Genomic DNA, 16658 nt, shown 5'->3' with positions numbered 1-16658 from the left:
GCTACACCAAGGAAGAATGGAAGATGGTGGCCGAAACCAAGAAGATGCTCGATCCAAAGATCAAGCTTACGGCAACCGCTGTTCGTGTACCTGTATTCATCGGTCACTCGGAAGCAGTTAACATCGAGTTTGAAAATCCGATTTCGGCTGAAGAAGCGCGCGAAATTCTGCGCGAAGCGCCTGGCTGTCAGGTTGTCGATAAGCACGAAGACGGCGGCTATATCACGCCGTATGAATCGGCTGGCGAAGATGCAACCTACATCAGCCGTATCCGTGAAGACATCACGGTTGAAAACGGTCTGGCACTTTGGGTTGTTTCCGACAATCTGCGCAAGGGTGCTGCTCTTAACACGATCCAGATCGCAGAACTGCTTGTTGCTCGCGGCCTGATCACGCCAAAGGCACTTGCTGCTTAATCTAGATTGCAGTTTGAAAAAACAAAAGCGCCGGGAAACCGGCGCTTTTTTGATAGTGCATCCTGAAAAGTGTGGAACTGTTTTCGGGATGTGCGCTCGGGATCTAACCCGAGATACTGTCTTTGAGATTGTTGCGGACATCAAGCAGCTGTGCTCGAAGATCCTGCAAGTCGCTGATGGGCTGACCGAGTGCGCAGAAGACCTGCCCAGGAATGCTTTCGGCCTCTAGGCGCAAAGCTCTGCCTCCATCGCTCAGCGTAATGCGGACCTGCCGCTCATCCTGGCTGTCTCTGCGACGCGCGATATGCCCTGCTGCTTCCAGCCGCTTCAAAAGCGGGGTGAGGGTGCCGGAATCGAGACCGAGTTTCGCGCCGATTTCAGAAACCGTGCGGTTATCCTGTTCCCACAAAACAATCATGACCAGAAACTGCGGATAGGTCAGTTCCAGTTTGCTGAGGATCGGTTGATAAGCGCGGGTTAGCGCATTCGCGGTCGAATAGATCGCGAAACAGACCATATCCGACAGATTGAGATGGGATTCTTTTGGGTCTTCTTTCATAGCGCAAGCTCCATGGCAGAACTTTACATGAGGTGCAATTGAATTGCGCGTCACATATTTGTGACAATACATTTTGCAAAATTAGGTTGTGCACAATTTAATATTCTGTAATTTTGGTTGCGGAGATAAACGAACACTCACCAATGGAGATTTTCAAATGGCTATTCTTTACACGACCCAGTCAACAGCAACTGGCGGCCGTACGGGCAGCGCCAAGACCGCTGATGGTCGTTTAAGTGTTGTTCTCGACACCCCAAAGGAACTCGGCGGTTCGGGTGGCGAAGGTACCAATCCTGAGCAGCTGTTTGCATCCGGCTATGCTGCTTGTTTCCTCGGCGCATTGAAATTTGTCGCAGCGAAAGAAAAGATTTCGATTTCCGCTGACAGCACAGTGACTGCCACCGTTGGTATCGGTCCGCGTGAAGATGGCACAGGGTTTGGTCTGGATGTGGCTCTGGCAGTTGCTCTGCCGGGTGTTGAAAAAGCCAAGGCAGAAGAGCTGGTCAATGCCGCGCACATCGTCTGCCCTTATTCACATGCAACACGCGGTAATATCGATGTCCGCTTGAGCGTGGCATAAAGCGCATCCCGAAAAGTGGGTACCGGTTTTCAGAATAAGATGCGCGGTCAAACGAGTTAAGCAAAAGGCGCCCAAACGGGCGCCTTAGTTTCATTTATTGAGGCAGGTCATCCAACGCTTTCAATGCCGCCTCAACCTGTGCACGCGTTTCTCCGCCCAATGGCAGAATGGGTCGCGGTGGTTCGATCTTTGCAAGACCAAGCAGATCGGCGATCAGATACATGACGCGGAAACTGCCATGGGCTTTGAACAGGTTCCAGAGCGGTTCAAATGCAACGTTGATACGCTCGGCTTCTTGCTGTTTGCCACATTGTGCAACACGCACCAGTGCTGCAAACTGCTTCGGTAGAAGGCCCGCAGCCACGCTGTAGAAAGTATCAGCGCCTGCAAGCAGAGCGTCTTTTGCACCCCAATCGCCGCTATAACCGATGGCAAAATCATCTGGCGTTGTAGCGCGCAACTTCGCAACCTCTGCCGCGTAGTCATTATCGGCAGGCAGTGGCATTTTGATTGCCTTGATGTTTTTGAAATCTGCCAAGCGAGCAATCAGTTCATCGGTGAAAATGAAACGGGTGGTGCCGGGATTGTTGTAGATACACAAAGGTAGATCCGTCGTCTCGGCAACAGCTTTGAAATGCTGAAAGCCTTCTTCCTGTGTGAGCGGCGTATAGGACACGGGCGCGAGCAAAAGCGCATCAGCCCCGGCATCTGCCGCATCGCGGGCAAGCGCTTGCGCTTCATCGGTACGCAATGCGCCGATGCCCACGATCAGCGGTGTCTTGCCGCCGATGTATTGCACCGCAGTCCTGACCGTATGACGACGTTGTTCTCGTGTGAGGAAGGCATAGCCGCCAGTGCTTCCCAGCAGACCAATCGAGTCCGCGCCTGCCTCATGGATGCGTGTGAGAAATGCGTTGAGCGCGTCCTCGATAAGATTGCCTGCTGCATCGATTGGGGTGAGGGGGAAAGCGGAGAGGCCTTTGAAAATCTTCATTGCGATACTCATTTCTCAGACAGGTTCAGCGTGACAGAAGCAGGCGAATACCAGCGACAGCAAAGACGGCTGCAAGAACGCCTTCGATCCAGCGGCGAGCGCGTCGATACATGCGCACCATGGGCGCGGTAGAGAATACAATGGCGTAGCCGCAGAAAATGGTAATGCTCAGCGTTATACAGCCGCCGAGGAATGCCGTCAGCTGCGGCCAAGACGAGTTTGTGCCAAGGCCAAGCGTTACCAACGCGATCCATGACAGGATAGACTTGGGATTGGAAAGATGCAGCAGCAAGCCCCGTCGATAAAGCTCACCGCCTGATAGGAAAGCATCACCGCTCGTTGCGCGGGCAGCGATTTTCTCATCCGATGTCATGGCAGCGCGTGCCGCTTTGAAGGCCAGATACAGGAGGTAAAGCCCGCCGAAAATCTTGAGAACAATCAGTGCCTCGGCAAAACGTGTAAGGATCGCTGAAACACCGGTCGCAGCCATCAGCCCCCAGAAGATGGAGCCTGTCACGACGCCTGCGGCAAACATCAGTCCTGCTTTTCGGCCTTGGTTCATGGCAACGCCCATGATGCGCATATTGCTGGGGCCGGGACTTCCGGCAGCAATAACATAGGTCGTGTAAACGAGGAGAAGCTGATAGGCCGCCGGAGAAAGGCTCATGATCGTCACTCAGTTTGAACTGAGGCAATCAATAGCATTCTCTGCATGCAATATCTGTATGCGATTGTATCGAAATCTACCGGAAAAATGCCGAAATTGTCACGGTTTTGGTCGAAAATGGCAAAACTGTGCCGTTCATCGCAAATCCGTAATTCTATTCAGCCTGAGCTTCCAGCGCTTCCATATCGTCATCCGACAGGCCAAAATGATGGCCGATTTCATGGATGAGAACATGAGTGATGATATCGCCAAGCGTTTCTTCGTGTTCGGACCAGTAATCCAAAATTGCACGGCGGAAGAGCGTGATGCGATTGGGGCCTTCGCCGGTTTGCAGGCTGAAGCGTTCACCAATACCGGTGCCTTCGAACAGACCTAACAGGTCGAAAGGCGTTTCCAATCCCATGTCTTCGACAATCTGTTCTTCAGGAAAGTCAGAGATTTGGATAATGACATCGCCGCACAGCGTCCTGAACTCTTGCGGCAGATGCGCAAGAGCTTCAATCGCGATGGATTCGATTTCGTCTAGCGAGGGCGACAAACGTGCCGCCCAGTCACCGCTTTGATCTTCTCGGGCCATTTCAGCCAATCGTGTCCTATTCACTTGTTCAGGCCACCACGCATCGACCAGAGGCGTTTAATGCAATGACCATTATGCCCAAGGACGCTGTTGGGCGTTCTTTGCTTCAAATGTATCAATGTTCGTTACTTTTTCCATGGTCAGGCCGATGTCATCGAGACCATTGAGCAGGCAGTGACGCTTGAAATCATCGAGGTCAAAGGAAATTGAACCGCCATCCGGGCCATGGATTTCCTTGGCTTCCAGATCAATGGTGAGCGTAGCATTCGCACCGCGCGATGCATCGTCCATCAGCTTGTCGAGTTCTTCCTGGCTAACCTTGATCGGCAGAATGCCGTTCTTGAAGCAGTTATTGTAGAAGATGTCGGCGAACGAGGTCGAGATTACGCAACGAATGCCGAAATCGAGCAGAGCCCAAGGCGCATGTTCACGCGAGGAGCCGCAACCAAAATTGTCGCCAGCAACCAGAATCTGGGCGTTGCGATAGCCGGGCTTGTTGAGCATGAAATCCGCATTTTCGGTTCCGTCTTCGTTAAAGCGCATTTCGGCAAAAAGCCCCTTGCTCAGACCCGTGCGCTTGATCGTCTTCAGATAATCCTTTGGGATAATCATGTCCGTATCGATATTGACGATCGGCAGGGGGGCCGCGACGCCCGTGAGCTTGGTGAACTTATCCATGTTCCTGACCTGTCGGTTGGGTATTTTAAATTTGCAGTCTGATTTACATCAGCACCGCACAGAGTCAATGTTTCAGGCCATAACTGCCTAATAGGTCGCAACCCTGGGGCAGATTAGCAGCGCTTCCGGCCTGTTTTGAGGCAAGCCGGAAACAGTTAGCGTGTTCGGCGCAAGAATATGTCTGAAAATCGAATTAAATAATCAGAATCATGCGCCGAGGCGAAGTCAGGCGAAATTATTGCACGTTAAGTGCAATGCCGCCGGTCTCGCTGCCGGTCAACCTGCGAGATTTCCCGTCTGCACCAACAACGACCGTAAAGCGTCTGCGCAGCATCGAGAGGTTTGGTGAAACTGCGACATCAATCGCTGGATCAAACTGCAGGGTTATCCGCCATAGATCAGGCTTGATCGTTTCTTCAACACCGATAATGCGGGCTTCAAAGGCGGTTGAATGGAACATGCCTGAAACGCGTTGGCTGACACGATAAGGGGCAGCACTGTCTTCGATGAGAGCTGCTTCGGCTTTCACACCATGGGCTGCAAGGGTGTTCCAATCGCGCGTGCCGGACTGGCGAGCAACGAGGTCCAGTGCCTTTCCGTGGCTGATATGAATGCCTTCTTCACCCAGAGCCTGCCGCAAACGGCGAGCCTGATGTTTGAAATCAGTTGTATTGTGCCCAGCAAGGATAGCTGTGGTCATGGTTTCGCTCCTGAATGTGAGCAGCATTTTCGTAAACGGGTACTCGCATTGCCGTTTCTGCCGTCACCGGAACAGGAACGTGAATTCAGAATGCTTTACCAAGGCCGTGAGGCTGCGAGCGGCGGGTGCATTCCAACCGTAGGCTGGAAAATAAGCAGGCCTAAGGCGGATTTCAAGTCTTATGAATGGGAGGTGTTGCAACAGTTCACTCCTAGCAATATCCACTTTCAAAAGATCAATTATGCTGACAGCACGGAAATATTATATGTGCTTGACCGGATGGCTTAAATAATCAAAGTCTTATCTACGTTTTGATGTCTTATGATTAGCAGCGATGGGTGGAATATGCTTCGAATTTTTCTCTTGGGATTGACGGTTGCAGTGATGAGTTTGCCAGCTTCTGCGGAAAACAAGCCTGGCTTCAATCCGCATGAAGGACTTTTTACAAGCAATGAAGGCATGGAACTTAAGGCTGATGTGACGCACAAAAGTGGCGATCAATATGCCGTATCTCTGTCTACAAACGTCCCAATGGTCGACAATCAGCCAGGCTGCGGTGGCGGGGTGGCCGGTGATGTCACCATTAAAGACAAAAAGGCGATATTCAAAATCGAGAGCGAAGGTTTTGATCCGAAAGAAGCAGAGTCCGTCCGGAACCCGCGCTATTGCGAGATCAAGATGAATTTCGTTGGTGAATATAAGCTTGAGATCGAAGAGGTCGGTGGATGCACCTATTACCATGGCGCATCATGTGAATTCACCGGAACGCTCGAACACGAAGCGAGCGGAATTTAAAAAACTTTGTCGGGCGAGCGCTTGTCTGCTGATGCAGATCAGTGCACAAATTACGCATGAAAACAATTGCTCGCCCACGTCGTTCCGTCTTGTTCGTACCTGGATCCAATAGTCGTGCGCTCGAAAAGTCGCTGACGCTTGCAGCGGATTGTGTGATCTACGATCTGGAAGATTCCGTAGCGCCCGAAACCAAAATTGCGGCGCGAGACGCGCTGTCCGTACATTTTTCCGAGCATCCAAAGGTTGGATTTGAGCGGGTCGTGCGGGTGAATACTGCCGATACGCAATGGGGCAAAGGCGATGTTGCTGCTGCAGCCAATATGGGTGCAGACGCTGTGTTGCTGCCCAAGGTCGAGCGGCCGCAGGATGTGATTGACGCCGCCAATCGGCTTGACCGCAACGATGCGGACCCTGATATGCGTGTCTGGGCGATGATCGAAACGCCACGCGGCATCCTCAACGCGGATGAAATTGCGGTACTTGGCCGTCGTTCGGCGGCAAGGCTTGGCTGTTTTGTGGTGGGTCCAAATGATATTGCGCGCGCCACCGGCGTTCGTCCGCAAGCGGGACGGCCTTATCTGATCCCATGGCTGATGCAAATCATTCTGACTGCGCGCGCTGGCGGCATTGATGTGCTGGACGGCGTTTTCAATGACTTTCGGGATAGTGTGTGCTTTGAAGCGGAATGCTTGCAGGCGGCTCTGATGGGCTTTGATGGCAAGACGCTCATTCACCCCTCACAAATTGAGGTGGCCAATCGCGCCTTCTCCCCGTCGGATGAAGATGTTGCCCATGCCCGCGCGGTGATTTCAGTGTTTGCGCAGCCCGAAAATGCTGAGAAGGGCGTCGTGTCGCTCGATGGGCAGATGGTTGAGCGTCTGCATCTCGAAATGGCCGAGCGCATTCTCGCAAAATCAAATTCGTCATCATAACCAAGGAAGAATGACTATGAAGCTCTATCGTTTCATCACCGGCCCAGACGATTCCGCGTTCTGTCACCGCGTAACCGCAGCGCTTAACAAGGGTTGGCAGCTTTATGGTTCGCCGACCTATGCGTTCAACGCAGCAACCGGCGTTCTGCATTGTGGTCAGCCTGTGGTGAAGGAAGTCGACGGCGTCGATTACACACCAGACATCAAGCTCGGCGAATATTGATGGCTGTCCGCCGCATCGTATCCAACATAGCGGCCGATGATCTCGCGGCCGCGAAACGCTTCTACGGAGACGTATTGGAACTTGATGTGGTGATGGACCATGGCTGGATTGTCACCTATGCCGCAGATGCGGACGCAAGGGTGCAGATCAGTTTTGCCACCGAAGGAGGTTCGGGCACCCCGGTGCCCGAACTCTCAATAGAAGTCGATGATATCGATGCCGTCCATGGGCGGATGATTGCCGCTGGCTTTAAAGTTGAATATGGGCCGAGCGACGAGGAATGGGGTGTGCGGCGCTTCTTTGTGCGTGATCCCTACGGACGGCTTGTGAATATTCTCAGTCATAAGCAATGAAAAAAGGCCGGATTCCCGGCCTTTTCATTTTTTAGTTCAACCCACGCTTTTCAATCATCGCATCTGGCGTTGGCATCTTGCCGCGGAAGGCTTTGTAAAGCTCCTCCGGATCACGGCTGCCACCGGCTGAATAGATATATTGCTTGAGCTTTGCGGCCAGTTCCGGGTTAAACGCATCGCCCGTTTCCTCAAATGCCGAGAATGCATCGGCATCCAGCACTTCTGACCACATGTAGGAATAGTACCCTGCGGAGTAGCCGTCGCCGGAGAAAACATGGGTGAAATGTGGCGTGCGGTGGCGCATGATAATCGCATCCGGCATCGACAGCTTTTTCAGCGTTGCCGCCTCAAAGGCCAGCGGATCGCTTATCTTTTCAGTACCCGTATGGAAAGCCATATCAACAAGCGCGGATGAGGTGAATTCCACCGTATTGAAGCCTGCATTGAAAGAGCGCGCTGCAAGCACCTTGTCGAGCAGTGCCTTTGGCATTGCTTCTCCAGTGCGATAATGCACGGCATATTTTTCAAGCACGGCAGGGACTGTCAGCCAATGCTCGTAGAGTTGGGATGGCAGTTCGACAAAGTCACGCGAAACAGCGGTGCCGGAAACGGCAGGCCATGTCACATCCGACAAAAGCCCATGCAACGCATGACCAAATTCGTGGAACAGTGTGCGGGCATCGTCGAGCGAAAGAAGCGCGGGCTCACCTGCCTTCGGCTTTGCAAAATTCATCACGTTGTAGATGAAAGGCTTCTGCCCGGCATTAAGCTTGTGGCTCGATTGCAGCGAACTCATCCATGCGCCAGAGCGCTTGGAGGTGCGGGCAAAATAGTCGCCTAAAAACAGGCCGCGTTCGCTGCCGTCAGCGTTCAATACCTGGAACACCCTTACATCCGGATGCCAGACGGTGATGCCCTTCTTTTCCTCGAAACGGATACCGAACAAGCGGGTTGCAACATCAAAGCTTGCTTCGATGATTTTTTCGAGTTGCAGATATGGCTTGAGTTCCGCCTCATCAAAGGCAAAGCGTTCGGCACGGAGCTTTTCGGCGTAAAAACGCCAGTCCCACGGCGCTACTTTGTGGTTATGGCCGTCGGCCGCGATCAGACGTTCAAGTTCGTTTTCTTCTTCATGCGCCTTGGCACGCGCCTTGTCCCAGACTGGCTCTAGCAGGTCCATGACGGCCTTTGGCGTCTTGGCCATGGTGTCATCGAGCTTGTATGCGGCAAAGTTGGCATAGCCGAGCAGGTGGGCCTTGCGTTCGCGCAGTTCCACCATTTCGCGCACGATCTCGCGGTTGTCGGTCTCGCCGCCATTTTCGCCGCGCTTGCCCCAGGCGTTGAAAGCCTGTTCGCGCAGTTCACGGTTTTCCGAGAAGGTCAGGAATGGTTCGACAATCGAGCGTGATAGCGTGACTGCCCATGCGTCCGGCTGACCACGCTCGGCTGCAGCACTTTGCATGGCGTTTTTGAGGAAATCAGGAAGCCCCGCGAGATCGGCCTCATGGGTGATGAACAAAGCCCAGCTTGATTCATCCTTCAGAACATTCTGACCGAAGCGCGCGCCGAGGCCCGCCAGCTTTTCATTGATGCCTGCAAGTTCTTTTTTGCCGACTTCATCAAGCTTGGCACCGGAGCGAACAAAGCCTTTCCAGGTCTTTTCCAAAACGCGTTTGGTTTCGAAATCCAGATCAAGATGGTCGCGATTCTCATAAAGTGCATCGATGCGTGCAAACAGCTTCGGGTCCATCATGATGCGCGAATAGTGGCGCGACATTTTGGGTGCGATTTCGCGCTCCAGCGTTTGAATGGTCTCGTTGGTGTGAGCACCGGCACGCAGCCAGAAAATGGAGGAAACGCGATCAAGGGACTTACCCGTCAGCTGTAAAGCTTTCAGCGTATTTTCAATCGTCGCTTCAGTGGTCTCAAGAGAGATTGCTTCCACCTCCGCAAGGTCATCAGCCAGAGCTGCATCAAACGTGGCGGCGAAATCGTTATCCTTGAATGCGTTGAAATCCGGCAGGCCAAGCGGTCCGTTCCATTCGGTAAGCGCGTGATTGTAAGCTGGCTTTTCGGACATCAGAAAACTCCACATCAATTGAATTCCATATGCACCAGATTTAGGAGTTCATCTCCTTTCGGGCAAGGGCATTTGCTGTTGTTTCGCATTGCCGGATAGCGTGGCTTGACCCTGTCTCCCACAGATAATAGGGATGAAAGACGGTCTTGCTCCCATACAAATGGGAGTGCTTACAGGTTCCTCCAATTTAGGCTTTCTGATTACGGGTTTTCTTTTTCGTGGTCACGCCGAGAGCGATTGTTGCAATTCATGAATGTCGCGCCCGACCATCGTAGTGCCCAGAATGCGCAACCCGTAATGAGCGAATTGCGGGTCGGCGTTATCGGCGGTCTTCTCGCAGCGCTGGGTCTCATGTCGATGGCGCTTTATACGCCGGCTATGACCGAGATCGTGCATGCCTTTGGCACGACCGAAGCGATGGTGAAGCTCACCATATCAGTCTATCTCGCTGGCTTCTGCGTCTCACAGCTTATCTGCGGGCCGTTGTCGGACGGCTTCGGGCGAAGACCCATCACAATCGCCTTCATGGTGATTTATCTCGCTGCCAGCATCCTCGCGTTGTTCGCAACGACCATCGACACGCTTTTGGTTGCGCGGTTCCTGCAAGGCGTTGGTGCTGCTGTCGGCGTCACGATTTCACGCGCAATCGTTCGCGATCTTTTCACCCATGACGCATCCGCGCGGGTGATGAACCTTATCGGCATCGTTATTGCGGTCGGCCCTGCTGTCGCGCCCACACTTGGCGGGATGACGATGGAGCTGTTTGGCTGGCAGGCGATTTTTGTCGTCATGGTCTGTCTGGGAATTTTGGTTGTCCTGATGGCAATCTTCATTATCAGGGAAACCGTCAGTCGCGATCTCAGCCGTATTCGACCAAAGGAATTGCTGCGTTCCTACTGCACGTTGCTGACAAGTCGCCAGTTTGTCTACGCAAGTCTGGGCGTCGGCGGTACGACCGGAGGCCTTTATACGGCAGCTACCATTTTGCCGTTTGTGCTGATGGGGCGGGTGGGTATGACGGCAACGCAATTCGGTATTGGCCTGCTTTTGCAGACGAGTTGCTATTTCGTCGGGAGCCTGTTGTTCAGGCGGCTGATGACGATCTATCGCCCGCGACAGCTGGCCGCTGCCGGTTATGTTGCAATGGTTGCGGCAAGCATACTGATTGCGACGCTGCTCCGGGTGTTCGAGCCGGTGTATCTGCTGGTGATGCTGCCCATGGGGCTCTTTGCATTTGGAGTTGCGCTGGTCATGCCGGTGATGACATCCGCTGGCATGGCACCCTTTCCCAAGATGGCCGGTGCGGCTTCGGCCATGATGGGTTTCTTTCAGATGGGTGGCGGGCTGATTGGCGGCGCAATTGCGGCGCTGATGGGTGATCCGGTCATCGCCCTTGCAACGCTTATCCCGGCGCTCGGCTTCATCGCTGCGATTGCTTTTCTACTCTGGCTGCGTCTGCCGCAGACGGCCTGAAAATCACAATTTCAAACTCGTATGAAAAAGCTTTCATGATTATCCGCCGGGGCTTGACTTTGATTGCCGCCGGGCGCACATGACCCACGCAGCCGCATTTTCTTTGGCTGCATTTCAACCGGAGTCTTATTCTCTTATGCCAAGCGACAGTCACAGTCGATTGTTTCAGCCGTCAAGGCAGTTCGTGATCTGATCGTTTGGGGTCAGCTTGCACGGTCTGTCTTCGACGGCGGATCGACAGAAAGGCAAGCCTATGACCGACAACAACTTCGCCCCAGAAGTACTCAATGTTGCCGACCTCCCTGCTGCAGCAATTGCCAGCCGCATCGCCGATATTCGTACGGGCGACGCGGTAGAGATCGTCAATGAACTTGATGCAGATGACGCAGTCGCCGTTGTCGCCCAGCTTTCGCACGAAGATGCCATCCGCCTGCTTGATCAGCCGGAGCTGGAACGTGCCACAGAAATTTTGGCTATTCTTCCGCCAAACATTGCCAGCCAATTGTTGGATGGCATGTCTGCTGACCGTGCAACCGACGTCTTTCAGGAACTGGAAGACGCCGATCGTGCGCGCTTATTCCCAATTCTGGCACCAGAAACAAAGGCCGCGCTGAAGAAGCTGATGGGCTATCCGCCAAACACGGCTGGTAGTCTGATGACCATTGAGTTCATCGCGGTGCCTTCCGATTGGAATGTCGGGCAAACACTTGACCATATTCGTAAGGTTGAGCGCACGCGCGAAACGGTTTACGCAATCTATGTGGTTGATCCGCAGACCCGCGTTCTTCTTGGCGTGGTCAGCCTGCGTCGCCTTATTATTCGTGAACTTGATGAGCCGATTCTCTCGCTTGCACGCGACGATGATCCAATTACGATTTCGCCGCATGAAGATCGTGAAGACGTAGCCCGTCTGTTTCGTAAGCATGATCTTCTGGCCGTTCCTGTCGTTGATGACAGCCGCCACATCATCGGCATTGTAACTGTCGATGATGTGCTGGATGCCATGACAGAAGAGGCGAGCGAAGACGCCTATCGTTTCGGTGGTATGGAGGCACTCGACAAGCCTTACATGCGTATCGGTTTTGGCGAGATGCTGAAGAAGCGCGCTGGCTGGCTGGGCATTCTGTTTCTGGGCGAAATGCTGACTGCAAGTGCGATGCAGCATTTCGAGTTGGAACTTGAAAAAGCACTCGTTCTGACGCTGTTTATTCCGCTCATCATGTCTTCCGGTGGCAATTCCGGCTCGCAGGCAACATCTTTGATTATTCGTGCGCTTGCGCTGCAGGAAGTCAAACTGAAAGATTGGTGGCGCGTTGCCATCCGCGAAGTGCCAACCGGGCTAGCGCTAGGCAGTTTCCTTGGCCTCATCGGCATGGTTCGTATCGCCCTGTGGCAGAAGCTCGGCATTTACGACTATGGCGAGCATTGGATTCTGGTCGGTGCTACCGTCGGTATGGCGCTCGTCTGTATCGTGACTTTTGGCTCGGTAACGGGATCAATGCTGCCGTTTATTCTCAAACGGCTGGGCTTTGATCCGGCCAGTGCATCGGCGCCTTTTGTTGCCACATTAGTCGATGTGACGGGGCTTGTGATCTATTTCAGCGTGGCGCTGGTTATTTTGTCGGGAACGCTTTTATAGGCTCTGGCGACAAAAAACTGTTAGAAATACAGTGTAAAAACGCAATTAAATCCGGGCTTTTCGGGTTAATTAAGGGGCAGTTTCGCGCTGCCCCTTTCTAAAACGCAAAAAAACCTGTAAGAGCGCCCCATTGATTTTCCGTGCATCCATCTTGGCGCGGCTCCCAACTCATATAGAAGTGATCTCCATATGGAATTGCGTAATATCGCTATTATCGCACACGTCGATCATGGCAAAACCACATTGGTCGATGAACTGCTGAAGCAGTCGGGCTCGTTCCGCGACAATCAGCGCGTTGCAGAACGCATGATGGATTCGAACGACATCGAAAAGGAACGTGGGATCACCATTCTCGCGAAAGCCACTTCGGTTGTCTGGAAGAATACACGCATCAACATCGTCGACACGCCAGGCCACGCCGACTTCGGCGGCGAAGTTGAGCGTATTCTTTCGATGGTGGACGGCGCTATCGTTCTCGTCGATGCTGCTGAAGGCCCAATGCCACAGACGAAGTTCGTTGTTGGCAAGGCACTGAAGGTTGGCCTGCGTCCGATCGTTGCGATCAACAAGATCGACCGTCCGGATGGCCGTCATGAAGAAGTCATCAACGAAGTTTTCGACCTCTTCGCCAATCTCGACGCAACTGACGAACAGCTCGACTTCCCGGTTCTTTACGGTTCAGGCCGTAACGGCTGGATGGCGCTGAACCCAGAAGGCCCGCAGGACGAAGGTCTGGCACCACTGTTCGATCTGGTACTCAAGCACGTTCCAGCGCCAAAGGTTGCCGAAGGCCCGTTCCGCATGATCGGTACGATCCTTGAAGCTGATCCGTTCCTTGGCCGCATCATCACCGGTCGCATTCATTCGGGTTCGATCAAATCCAACCAGGCCGTCAAGGTTCTTGGTCAGGATGGTTCGCTGCTCGAAAATGGTCGTATCTCGAAGATCCTTGCATTCCGCGGCATCGAGCGTCAGCCAATTGAAGAAGCACAGGCAGGCGACATCGTTGCTATCGCTGGTCTCTCCAAGGGTACCGTTGCAGACACGTTCTGCGATCCTTCGGTCAGCGAACCTCTCGCAGCTCAGCCAATCGATCCACCAACCGTGACCATGTCCTTCATCGTCAATGACAGCCCTTATGCTGGCACTGAAGGCGACAAGGTTACGAGCCGCGTTATTCGTGACCGTCTGCTGAAAGAAGCGGAAGGAAACGTTGCGCTCAAGATCGAAGAATCCAACGAAAAGGATTCGTTCTTCGTTTCCGGTCGTGGCGAATTGCAGCTCGCAGTTCTCATTGAAAACATGCGCCGTGAAGGTTTTGAGCTTGGCGTTTCTCGTCCACGCGTCGTCATGAAAGACGGCGAAAACGGCGAGAAGCTTGAGCCAGTTGAAGAAGTCGTCATCGACGTCGATGAAGAATATTCGGGCACTGTTGTTCAGAAGATGTCTGAACGTAAGGCCGAAATGGTCGAGCTGCGTCCTTCGGGCGGTAACCGCGTTCGTATGGTGTTCTACGCACCGACTCGTGGTCTGATCGGCTATCAGTCGGAACTTCTGACCGATACACGCGGTACGGCGATCATGAACCGTCTGTTCCATGATTATCAGCCATACAAGGGCGAAATCTCGGGCCGTAACAACGGCGTTCTGATTTCCAACGATCAGGGTGAAGCTGTTGCTTACGCTCTCTTCAACCTCGAAGATCGTGGTCCGATGATTATCGACGCTGGCGTCAAAGTTTATCAGGGCATGTTGATCGGCATTCACAGCCGCGACAACGATCTTGAAGTCAACGTGCTCAAGGGCAAGAAGCTCACCAACATCCGCGCCGCTGGTAAGGATGAAGCCGTGAAGTTGACGCCTCCGATCCGTATGACGCTTGAGCGCGCTCTGTCCTGGATTCAGGACGATGAGCTGGTTGAAGTGACGCCTAAGTCGATCCGTCTGCGCAAGCTCTACCTCGATCCAAACGAGCGCAAGCGTTTTGAAAAGAGCGGCAAGGGCGCTGCCTGATTGCTTCTGACGATCTGATAAGAGAAACGGCGCCATTCGGCGCCGTTTTTGTTTTATCATTCAAGTAAAAGTTGGTAGCTTCATAAAGGCTTTTAATTAGTAAAGTGTAATATAATAAGGATTTTCTATTTTTAATTGATTGTTATCAGTTTTTGCTGTTTCCTTCTGTGAGTAAGGCAAAGTATTCCCGGTTTATAGGAACTGCGAACAATGTGTTTAGCCTGCAATCCCGGACTGATAGCTGTATTCAAACACGCAACGTCAAGGCGTGATTTCCTCAAGTATATGGGCGGTGCGGCGGTATCCGCTTTTGCGGCAACGGCGGTCGAACCAGCTGCAGCGATGGGCAACCGCGCGTCTGCCAATGCACCGGCCGATGTCATTTTCCGTCGTGGAACCGTTCTGACAATGAATGCTGAAACTCCGCGAGCTGAGGCAATTGCTATTCGTGGCAACCGTATTCTGGCCGTCGGCACCGCAGAGCATGTCGATAAGTTTCGCGGTAGCACCACGCGTACGATCGACTTAGACGGCAGAACATTGATGCCGGGCTTGATCGATCCGCATATGCATTCGGTCTTCGTTGTGATGGACGACTGGATCGATGTGAGTCCGATCACGACACCGACTTTCGAACAAGTCTGGAGCATGCTGCGCAACGGCATTAGCAAGGCTCGGGAAGGGGAATGGGTTCGGGCAAAGCAGTTCGATCCGAGCATCACCAAGGGGTCGCACATCCCGACCCTTGCGGAACTGGATGAACTGGCGCCGAACAATCCGTTTTTCATGATGGAGAGCAACGGCCATATTGCTTATGCCAATAGCAAAGCCTTTGCGCTGGTCGGTATCACAGATACGACTCCTAACCCGGCTGAAGCGCGCTATGCCAAAACACCCGATGGTAAACTGAGCGGACGTTTAGAAGAGCCGCCGGCATTCAACGCATTTCTCGAAAAGATGCCTCTGCCGACAGCAGCAGAAGTTTCAACCAGTATTCGCCGTATGCTGGATAAGGCGGCCTCTGTTGGCTGCACGTCATTGCATGATTGTGGCGTTGGCATGATGGCACCAGCAGAACATCTGGCCTTGCTCGATCAGGTCATGTCGCAGAACCCACCGATCCGCTATCGCGGCATGCTGGTTTCGACGGCCATGGATCAGTGGGAAAAAATGAACATTAAGCCGGGTCGCGGCACGGATCTCTATCGCTATGATGGCATAAAAGCCTGGGCCGACGGTTCCAATCAGGCCCGCACTGGTTATCAGCGCGAAAACTATCTTGGCACGAATGATCGTGGTGCGATGAACTATACGCCGGAGCAGCTGACGGCTGCGATCCGTCGTGCGCATCAGGGTGGCTGGCAGGTTGGTGTTCACGCCAATGGCGATGCTGCAATCGACGCGACCATTGAAGCCTACGAAACTGTGTTGAAGGAAACCCCGCGCGACGATCATCGCCATCGTATTGAGCATTGCAGCATTTTCCATGAGGAGCAGATGCAGAAAGCTAAAACGCTGGGGCTGCAGCCGTCATTCCTTATCGGGCATGTGCGCTGGTGGGGCAAGGCATTCCGTGATGAGATTCTCGGACCGGACCGCGCAAAGTTCTACGATCCATGCGCGACGGCACTGGCACAAGGTCTGCGTATTTCCTTCCATTCCGATTGGAACGTCACGCCGATTGAGCCGCTGCGCTATGTCGAAGATGCTGTTGCTCGTGTCATGAATGATGGCGGCGACGTGTTTTTCCCAGATGAGCGTATTCCGGCCGAGGCGGCACTTCGTGCCGTTACCATCGATGCTGCCTATCACTGCAAGATGGATGATATCGTCGGTAGCCTGGATGAAGGTAAATGCGCGGATTTTGCAATTCTGGAGGAAGATCCAACAAAAGTTGAGCCGACCAAGATCAGCAAGATCAAGGTTAGTGAAACCTGGATGGATGGTCAGAAGCGCTACAGCGCCTGAGCTTGACGCCT

The 16658-nt window shown here is 53.3% G+C and carries 17 protein-coding genes; 10 read left to right on the top strand and 7 right to left on the bottom strand.

Translation table 11 applies throughout. The annotated features are described in order from the left end of the window. Positions 1-416: Asd/ArgC dimerization domain-containing protein (locus RT142_RS17745; protein ID WP_313030334.1), on the top strand; the 416-nt coding region annotated here is incomplete at its 5' end. A gap of 103 nt (positions 417-519) precedes the next feature. Here the strand turns inward: RT142_RS17745 and RT142_RS17740 are convergent. After that, the gene (locus tag RT142_RS17740; RefSeq protein ID WP_113486925.1) at positions 520-975 is read right to left on the bottom strand and encodes a MarR family winged helix-turn-helix transcriptional regulator; all 456 of its coding nucleotides are present in this window, start codon (positions 973-975) and stop codon (positions 520-522) included. Between the two features lie 157 nt (positions 976-1132). Between RT142_RS17740 and RT142_RS17735 the strand changes: the two genes are divergently transcribed. Next, positions 1133-1555: an organic hydroperoxide resistance protein gene (locus tag RT142_RS17735; RefSeq protein ID WP_313030331.1), complete on the top strand. Its 423-nt coding sequence runs from the start codon at positions 1133-1135 to the stop codon at positions 1553-1555. Between the two features lie 94 nt (positions 1556-1649). Here the strand turns inward: RT142_RS17735 and RT142_RS17730 are convergent, their stop codons facing one another. The 5 genes from RT142_RS17730 to RT142_RS17710 form a co-directional block, all read right to left on the bottom strand. Further along, positions 1650-2549, bottom strand: coding sequence for a dihydrodipicolinate synthase family protein (locus RT142_RS17730; RefSeq protein WP_113159762.1), 900 nt, complete (start codon positions 2547-2549; stop codon positions 1650-1652). Positions 2550-2574: 25 nt separating this feature from the next. Next, entirely contained in the window at positions 2575-3216 is a 642-nt protein-coding gene (locus RT142_RS17725; RefSeq protein ID WP_079213920.1) for a LysE family translocator, read from the bottom strand. A 154-nt stretch (positions 3217-3370) separates the two neighbouring features. Continuing rightward, positions 3371-3793, bottom strand: coding sequence for a metallopeptidase family protein (locus tag RT142_RS17720; protein ID WP_105520011.1), 423 nt, complete (start codon positions 3791-3793; stop codon positions 3371-3373). 72 nt (positions 3794-3865) lie between these two features. After that, complete coding sequence (leuD, locus tag RT142_RS17715; protein WP_313030324.1) at positions 3866-4471, bottom strand: 3-isopropylmalate dehydratase small subunit; 606 nt, start codon at positions 4469-4471, stop codon at positions 3866-3868. A gap of 235 nt (positions 4472-4706) precedes the next feature. Then, complete coding sequence (locus RT142_RS17710; RefSeq protein ID WP_105520165.1) at positions 4707-5171, bottom strand: glyoxalase superfamily protein; 465 nt, start codon at positions 5169-5171, stop codon at positions 4707-4709. A gap of 321 nt (positions 5172-5492) precedes the next feature. On the opposite strand from RT142_RS17710, the gene RT142_RS17705 reads away from it, so the two are divergent. From RT142_RS17705 to RT142_RS17690, 4 genes are read left to right on the top strand one after another with little or no spacing between them, the layout of a single operon-like run. After that, positions 5493-5966 (top strand): hypothetical protein, encoded by a 474-nt coding sequence (locus RT142_RS17705; protein ID WP_235820919.1) that lies wholly within the window; start codon positions 5493-5495, stop codon positions 5964-5966. A 41-nt stretch (positions 5967-6007) separates the two neighbouring features. Then, a complete protein-coding gene (locus RT142_RS17700; protein WP_313030319.1) occupies positions 6008-6898 on the top strand; it encodes a CoA ester lyase in 891 nt (296 codons plus the stop codon). Between the two features lie 16 nt (positions 6899-6914). Next, positions 6915-7121 (top strand): DUF1737 domain-containing protein, encoded by a 207-nt coding sequence (locus tag RT142_RS17695; protein WP_007877777.1) that lies wholly within the window; start codon positions 6915-6917, stop codon positions 7119-7121. Continuing rightward, complete coding sequence (locus RT142_RS17690; protein ID WP_105520008.1) at positions 7121-7474, top strand: VOC family protein; 354 nt, start codon at positions 7121-7123, stop codon at positions 7472-7474. Before RT142_RS17695 ends, RT142_RS17690 begins: the two co-directional genes overlap by 1 nt. A 31-nt stretch (positions 7475-7505) precedes the next feature. On the opposite strand, the gene RT142_RS17685 is transcribed toward RT142_RS17690, so the two are convergent. Continuing rightward, positions 7506-9554, bottom strand: a complete 2049-nt coding sequence (locus RT142_RS17685) for a M3 family metallopeptidase (RefSeq protein WP_313030313.1) — start codon at positions 9552-9554, stop codon at positions 7506-7508. Between the two features lie 297 nt (positions 9555-9851). On the opposite strand from RT142_RS17685, the gene RT142_RS17680 reads away from it, so the two are divergent. The 4 genes from RT142_RS17680 (at position 9852) to RT142_RS17665 (ending at position 16647) form a co-directional block, all read left to right on the top strand. Then, positions 9852-11027 (top strand): multidrug effflux MFS transporter, encoded by a 1176-nt coding sequence (locus RT142_RS17680; RefSeq protein WP_313030311.1) that lies wholly within the window; start codon positions 9852-9854, stop codon positions 11025-11027. Between the two features lie 253 nt (positions 11028-11280). Beyond that, on the top strand, positions 11281-12666 hold the full coding sequence (mgtE, locus tag RT142_RS17675) for a magnesium transporter (RefSeq protein ID WP_207441915.1): 1386 nt from the start codon (positions 11281-11283) through the stop codon (positions 12664-12666). Positions 12667-12855: 189 nt separating this feature from the next. Then, the gene (gene typA, locus RT142_RS17670; protein ID WP_007877786.1) at positions 12856-14679 is read left to right on the top strand and encodes a translational GTPase TypA; all 1824 of its coding nucleotides are present in this window, start codon (positions 12856-12858) and stop codon (positions 14677-14679) included. A 210-nt stretch (positions 14680-14889) separates the two neighbouring features. Further along, positions 14890-16647, top strand: coding sequence for an amidohydrolase (locus tag RT142_RS17665; RefSeq protein WP_313030305.1), 1758 nt, complete (start codon positions 14890-14892; stop codon positions 16645-16647). Positions 16648-16658 lie beyond the last annotated feature (11 nt).

The sequence above is a fragment of the Brucella sp. genome, assembly GCF_032066345.1.
In the GTDB taxonomy this organism is placed as follows: Bacteria; Pseudomonadota; Alphaproteobacteria; order Rhizobiales; family Rhizobiaceae; genus Brucella; species Brucella pseudogrignonensis.
This window is presented reverse-complemented; position numbering and strand designations above follow the sequence as displayed.

Excerpts from the sequence above, each read along its gene's own strand:
- RT142_RS17695 (WP_007877777.1), top strand. The coding sequence starts at position 6,915 with ATGAAGCTCTATCGTTTCATCACCGGCCCAGACGATTCCGCGTTCTGT.
- RT142_RS17725 (WP_079213920.1), bottom strand. The coding sequence starts at position 3,216 with ATGAGCCTTTCTCCGGCGGCCTATCAGCTTCTCCTCGTTTACACGACC.
- RT142_RS17720 (WP_105520011.1), bottom strand. The coding sequence starts at position 3,793 with ATGGCCCGAGAAGATCAAAGCGGTGACTGGGCGGCACGTTTGTCGCCC.
- RT142_RS17730 (WP_113159762.1), bottom strand. The coding sequence starts at position 2,549 with ATGAAGATTTTCAAAGGCCTCTCCGCTTTCCCCCTCACCCCAATCGAT.
- mgtE (WP_207441915.1), top strand. The coding sequence starts at position 11,281 with ATGACCGACAACAACTTCGCCCCAGAAGTACTCAATGTTGCCGACCTC.
- RT142_RS17740 (WP_113486925.1), bottom strand. The coding sequence starts at position 975 with ATGAAAGAAGACCCAAAAGAATCCCATCTCAATCTGTCGGATATGGTC.
- RT142_RS17685 (WP_313030313.1), bottom strand. The coding sequence starts at position 9,554 with ATGTCCGAAAAGCCAGCTTACAATCACGCGCTTACCGAATGGAACGGA.
- RT142_RS17665 (WP_313030305.1), top strand. The coding sequence starts at position 14,890 with ATGTGTTTAGCCTGCAATCCCGGACTGATAGCTGTATTCAAACACGCA.
- RT142_RS17735 (WP_313030331.1), top strand. The coding sequence starts at position 1,133 with ATGGCTATTCTTTACACGACCCAGTCAACAGCAACTGGCGGCCGTACG.
- RT142_RS17710 (WP_105520165.1), bottom strand. The coding sequence starts at position 5,171 with ATGACCACAGCTATCCTTGCTGGGCACAATACAACTGATTTCAAACAT.
- RT142_RS17680 (WP_313030311.1), top strand. The coding sequence starts at position 9,852 with ATGAGCGAATTGCGGGTCGGCGTTATCGGCGGTCTTCTCGCAGCGCTG.
- typA (WP_007877786.1), top strand. The coding sequence starts at position 12,856 with ATGGAATTGCGTAATATCGCTATTATCGCACACGTCGATCATGGCAAA.
- leuD (WP_313030324.1), bottom strand. The coding sequence starts at position 4,471 with ATGGATAAGTTCACCAAGCTCACGGGCGTCGCGGCCCCCCTGCCGATC.
- RT142_RS17690 (WP_105520008.1), top strand. The coding sequence starts at position 7,121 with ATGGCTGTCCGCCGCATCGTATCCAACATAGCGGCCGATGATCTCGCG.
- RT142_RS17705 (WP_235820919.1), top strand. The coding sequence starts at position 5,493 with ATGATTAGCAGCGATGGGTGGAATATGCTTCGAATTTTTCTCTTGGGA.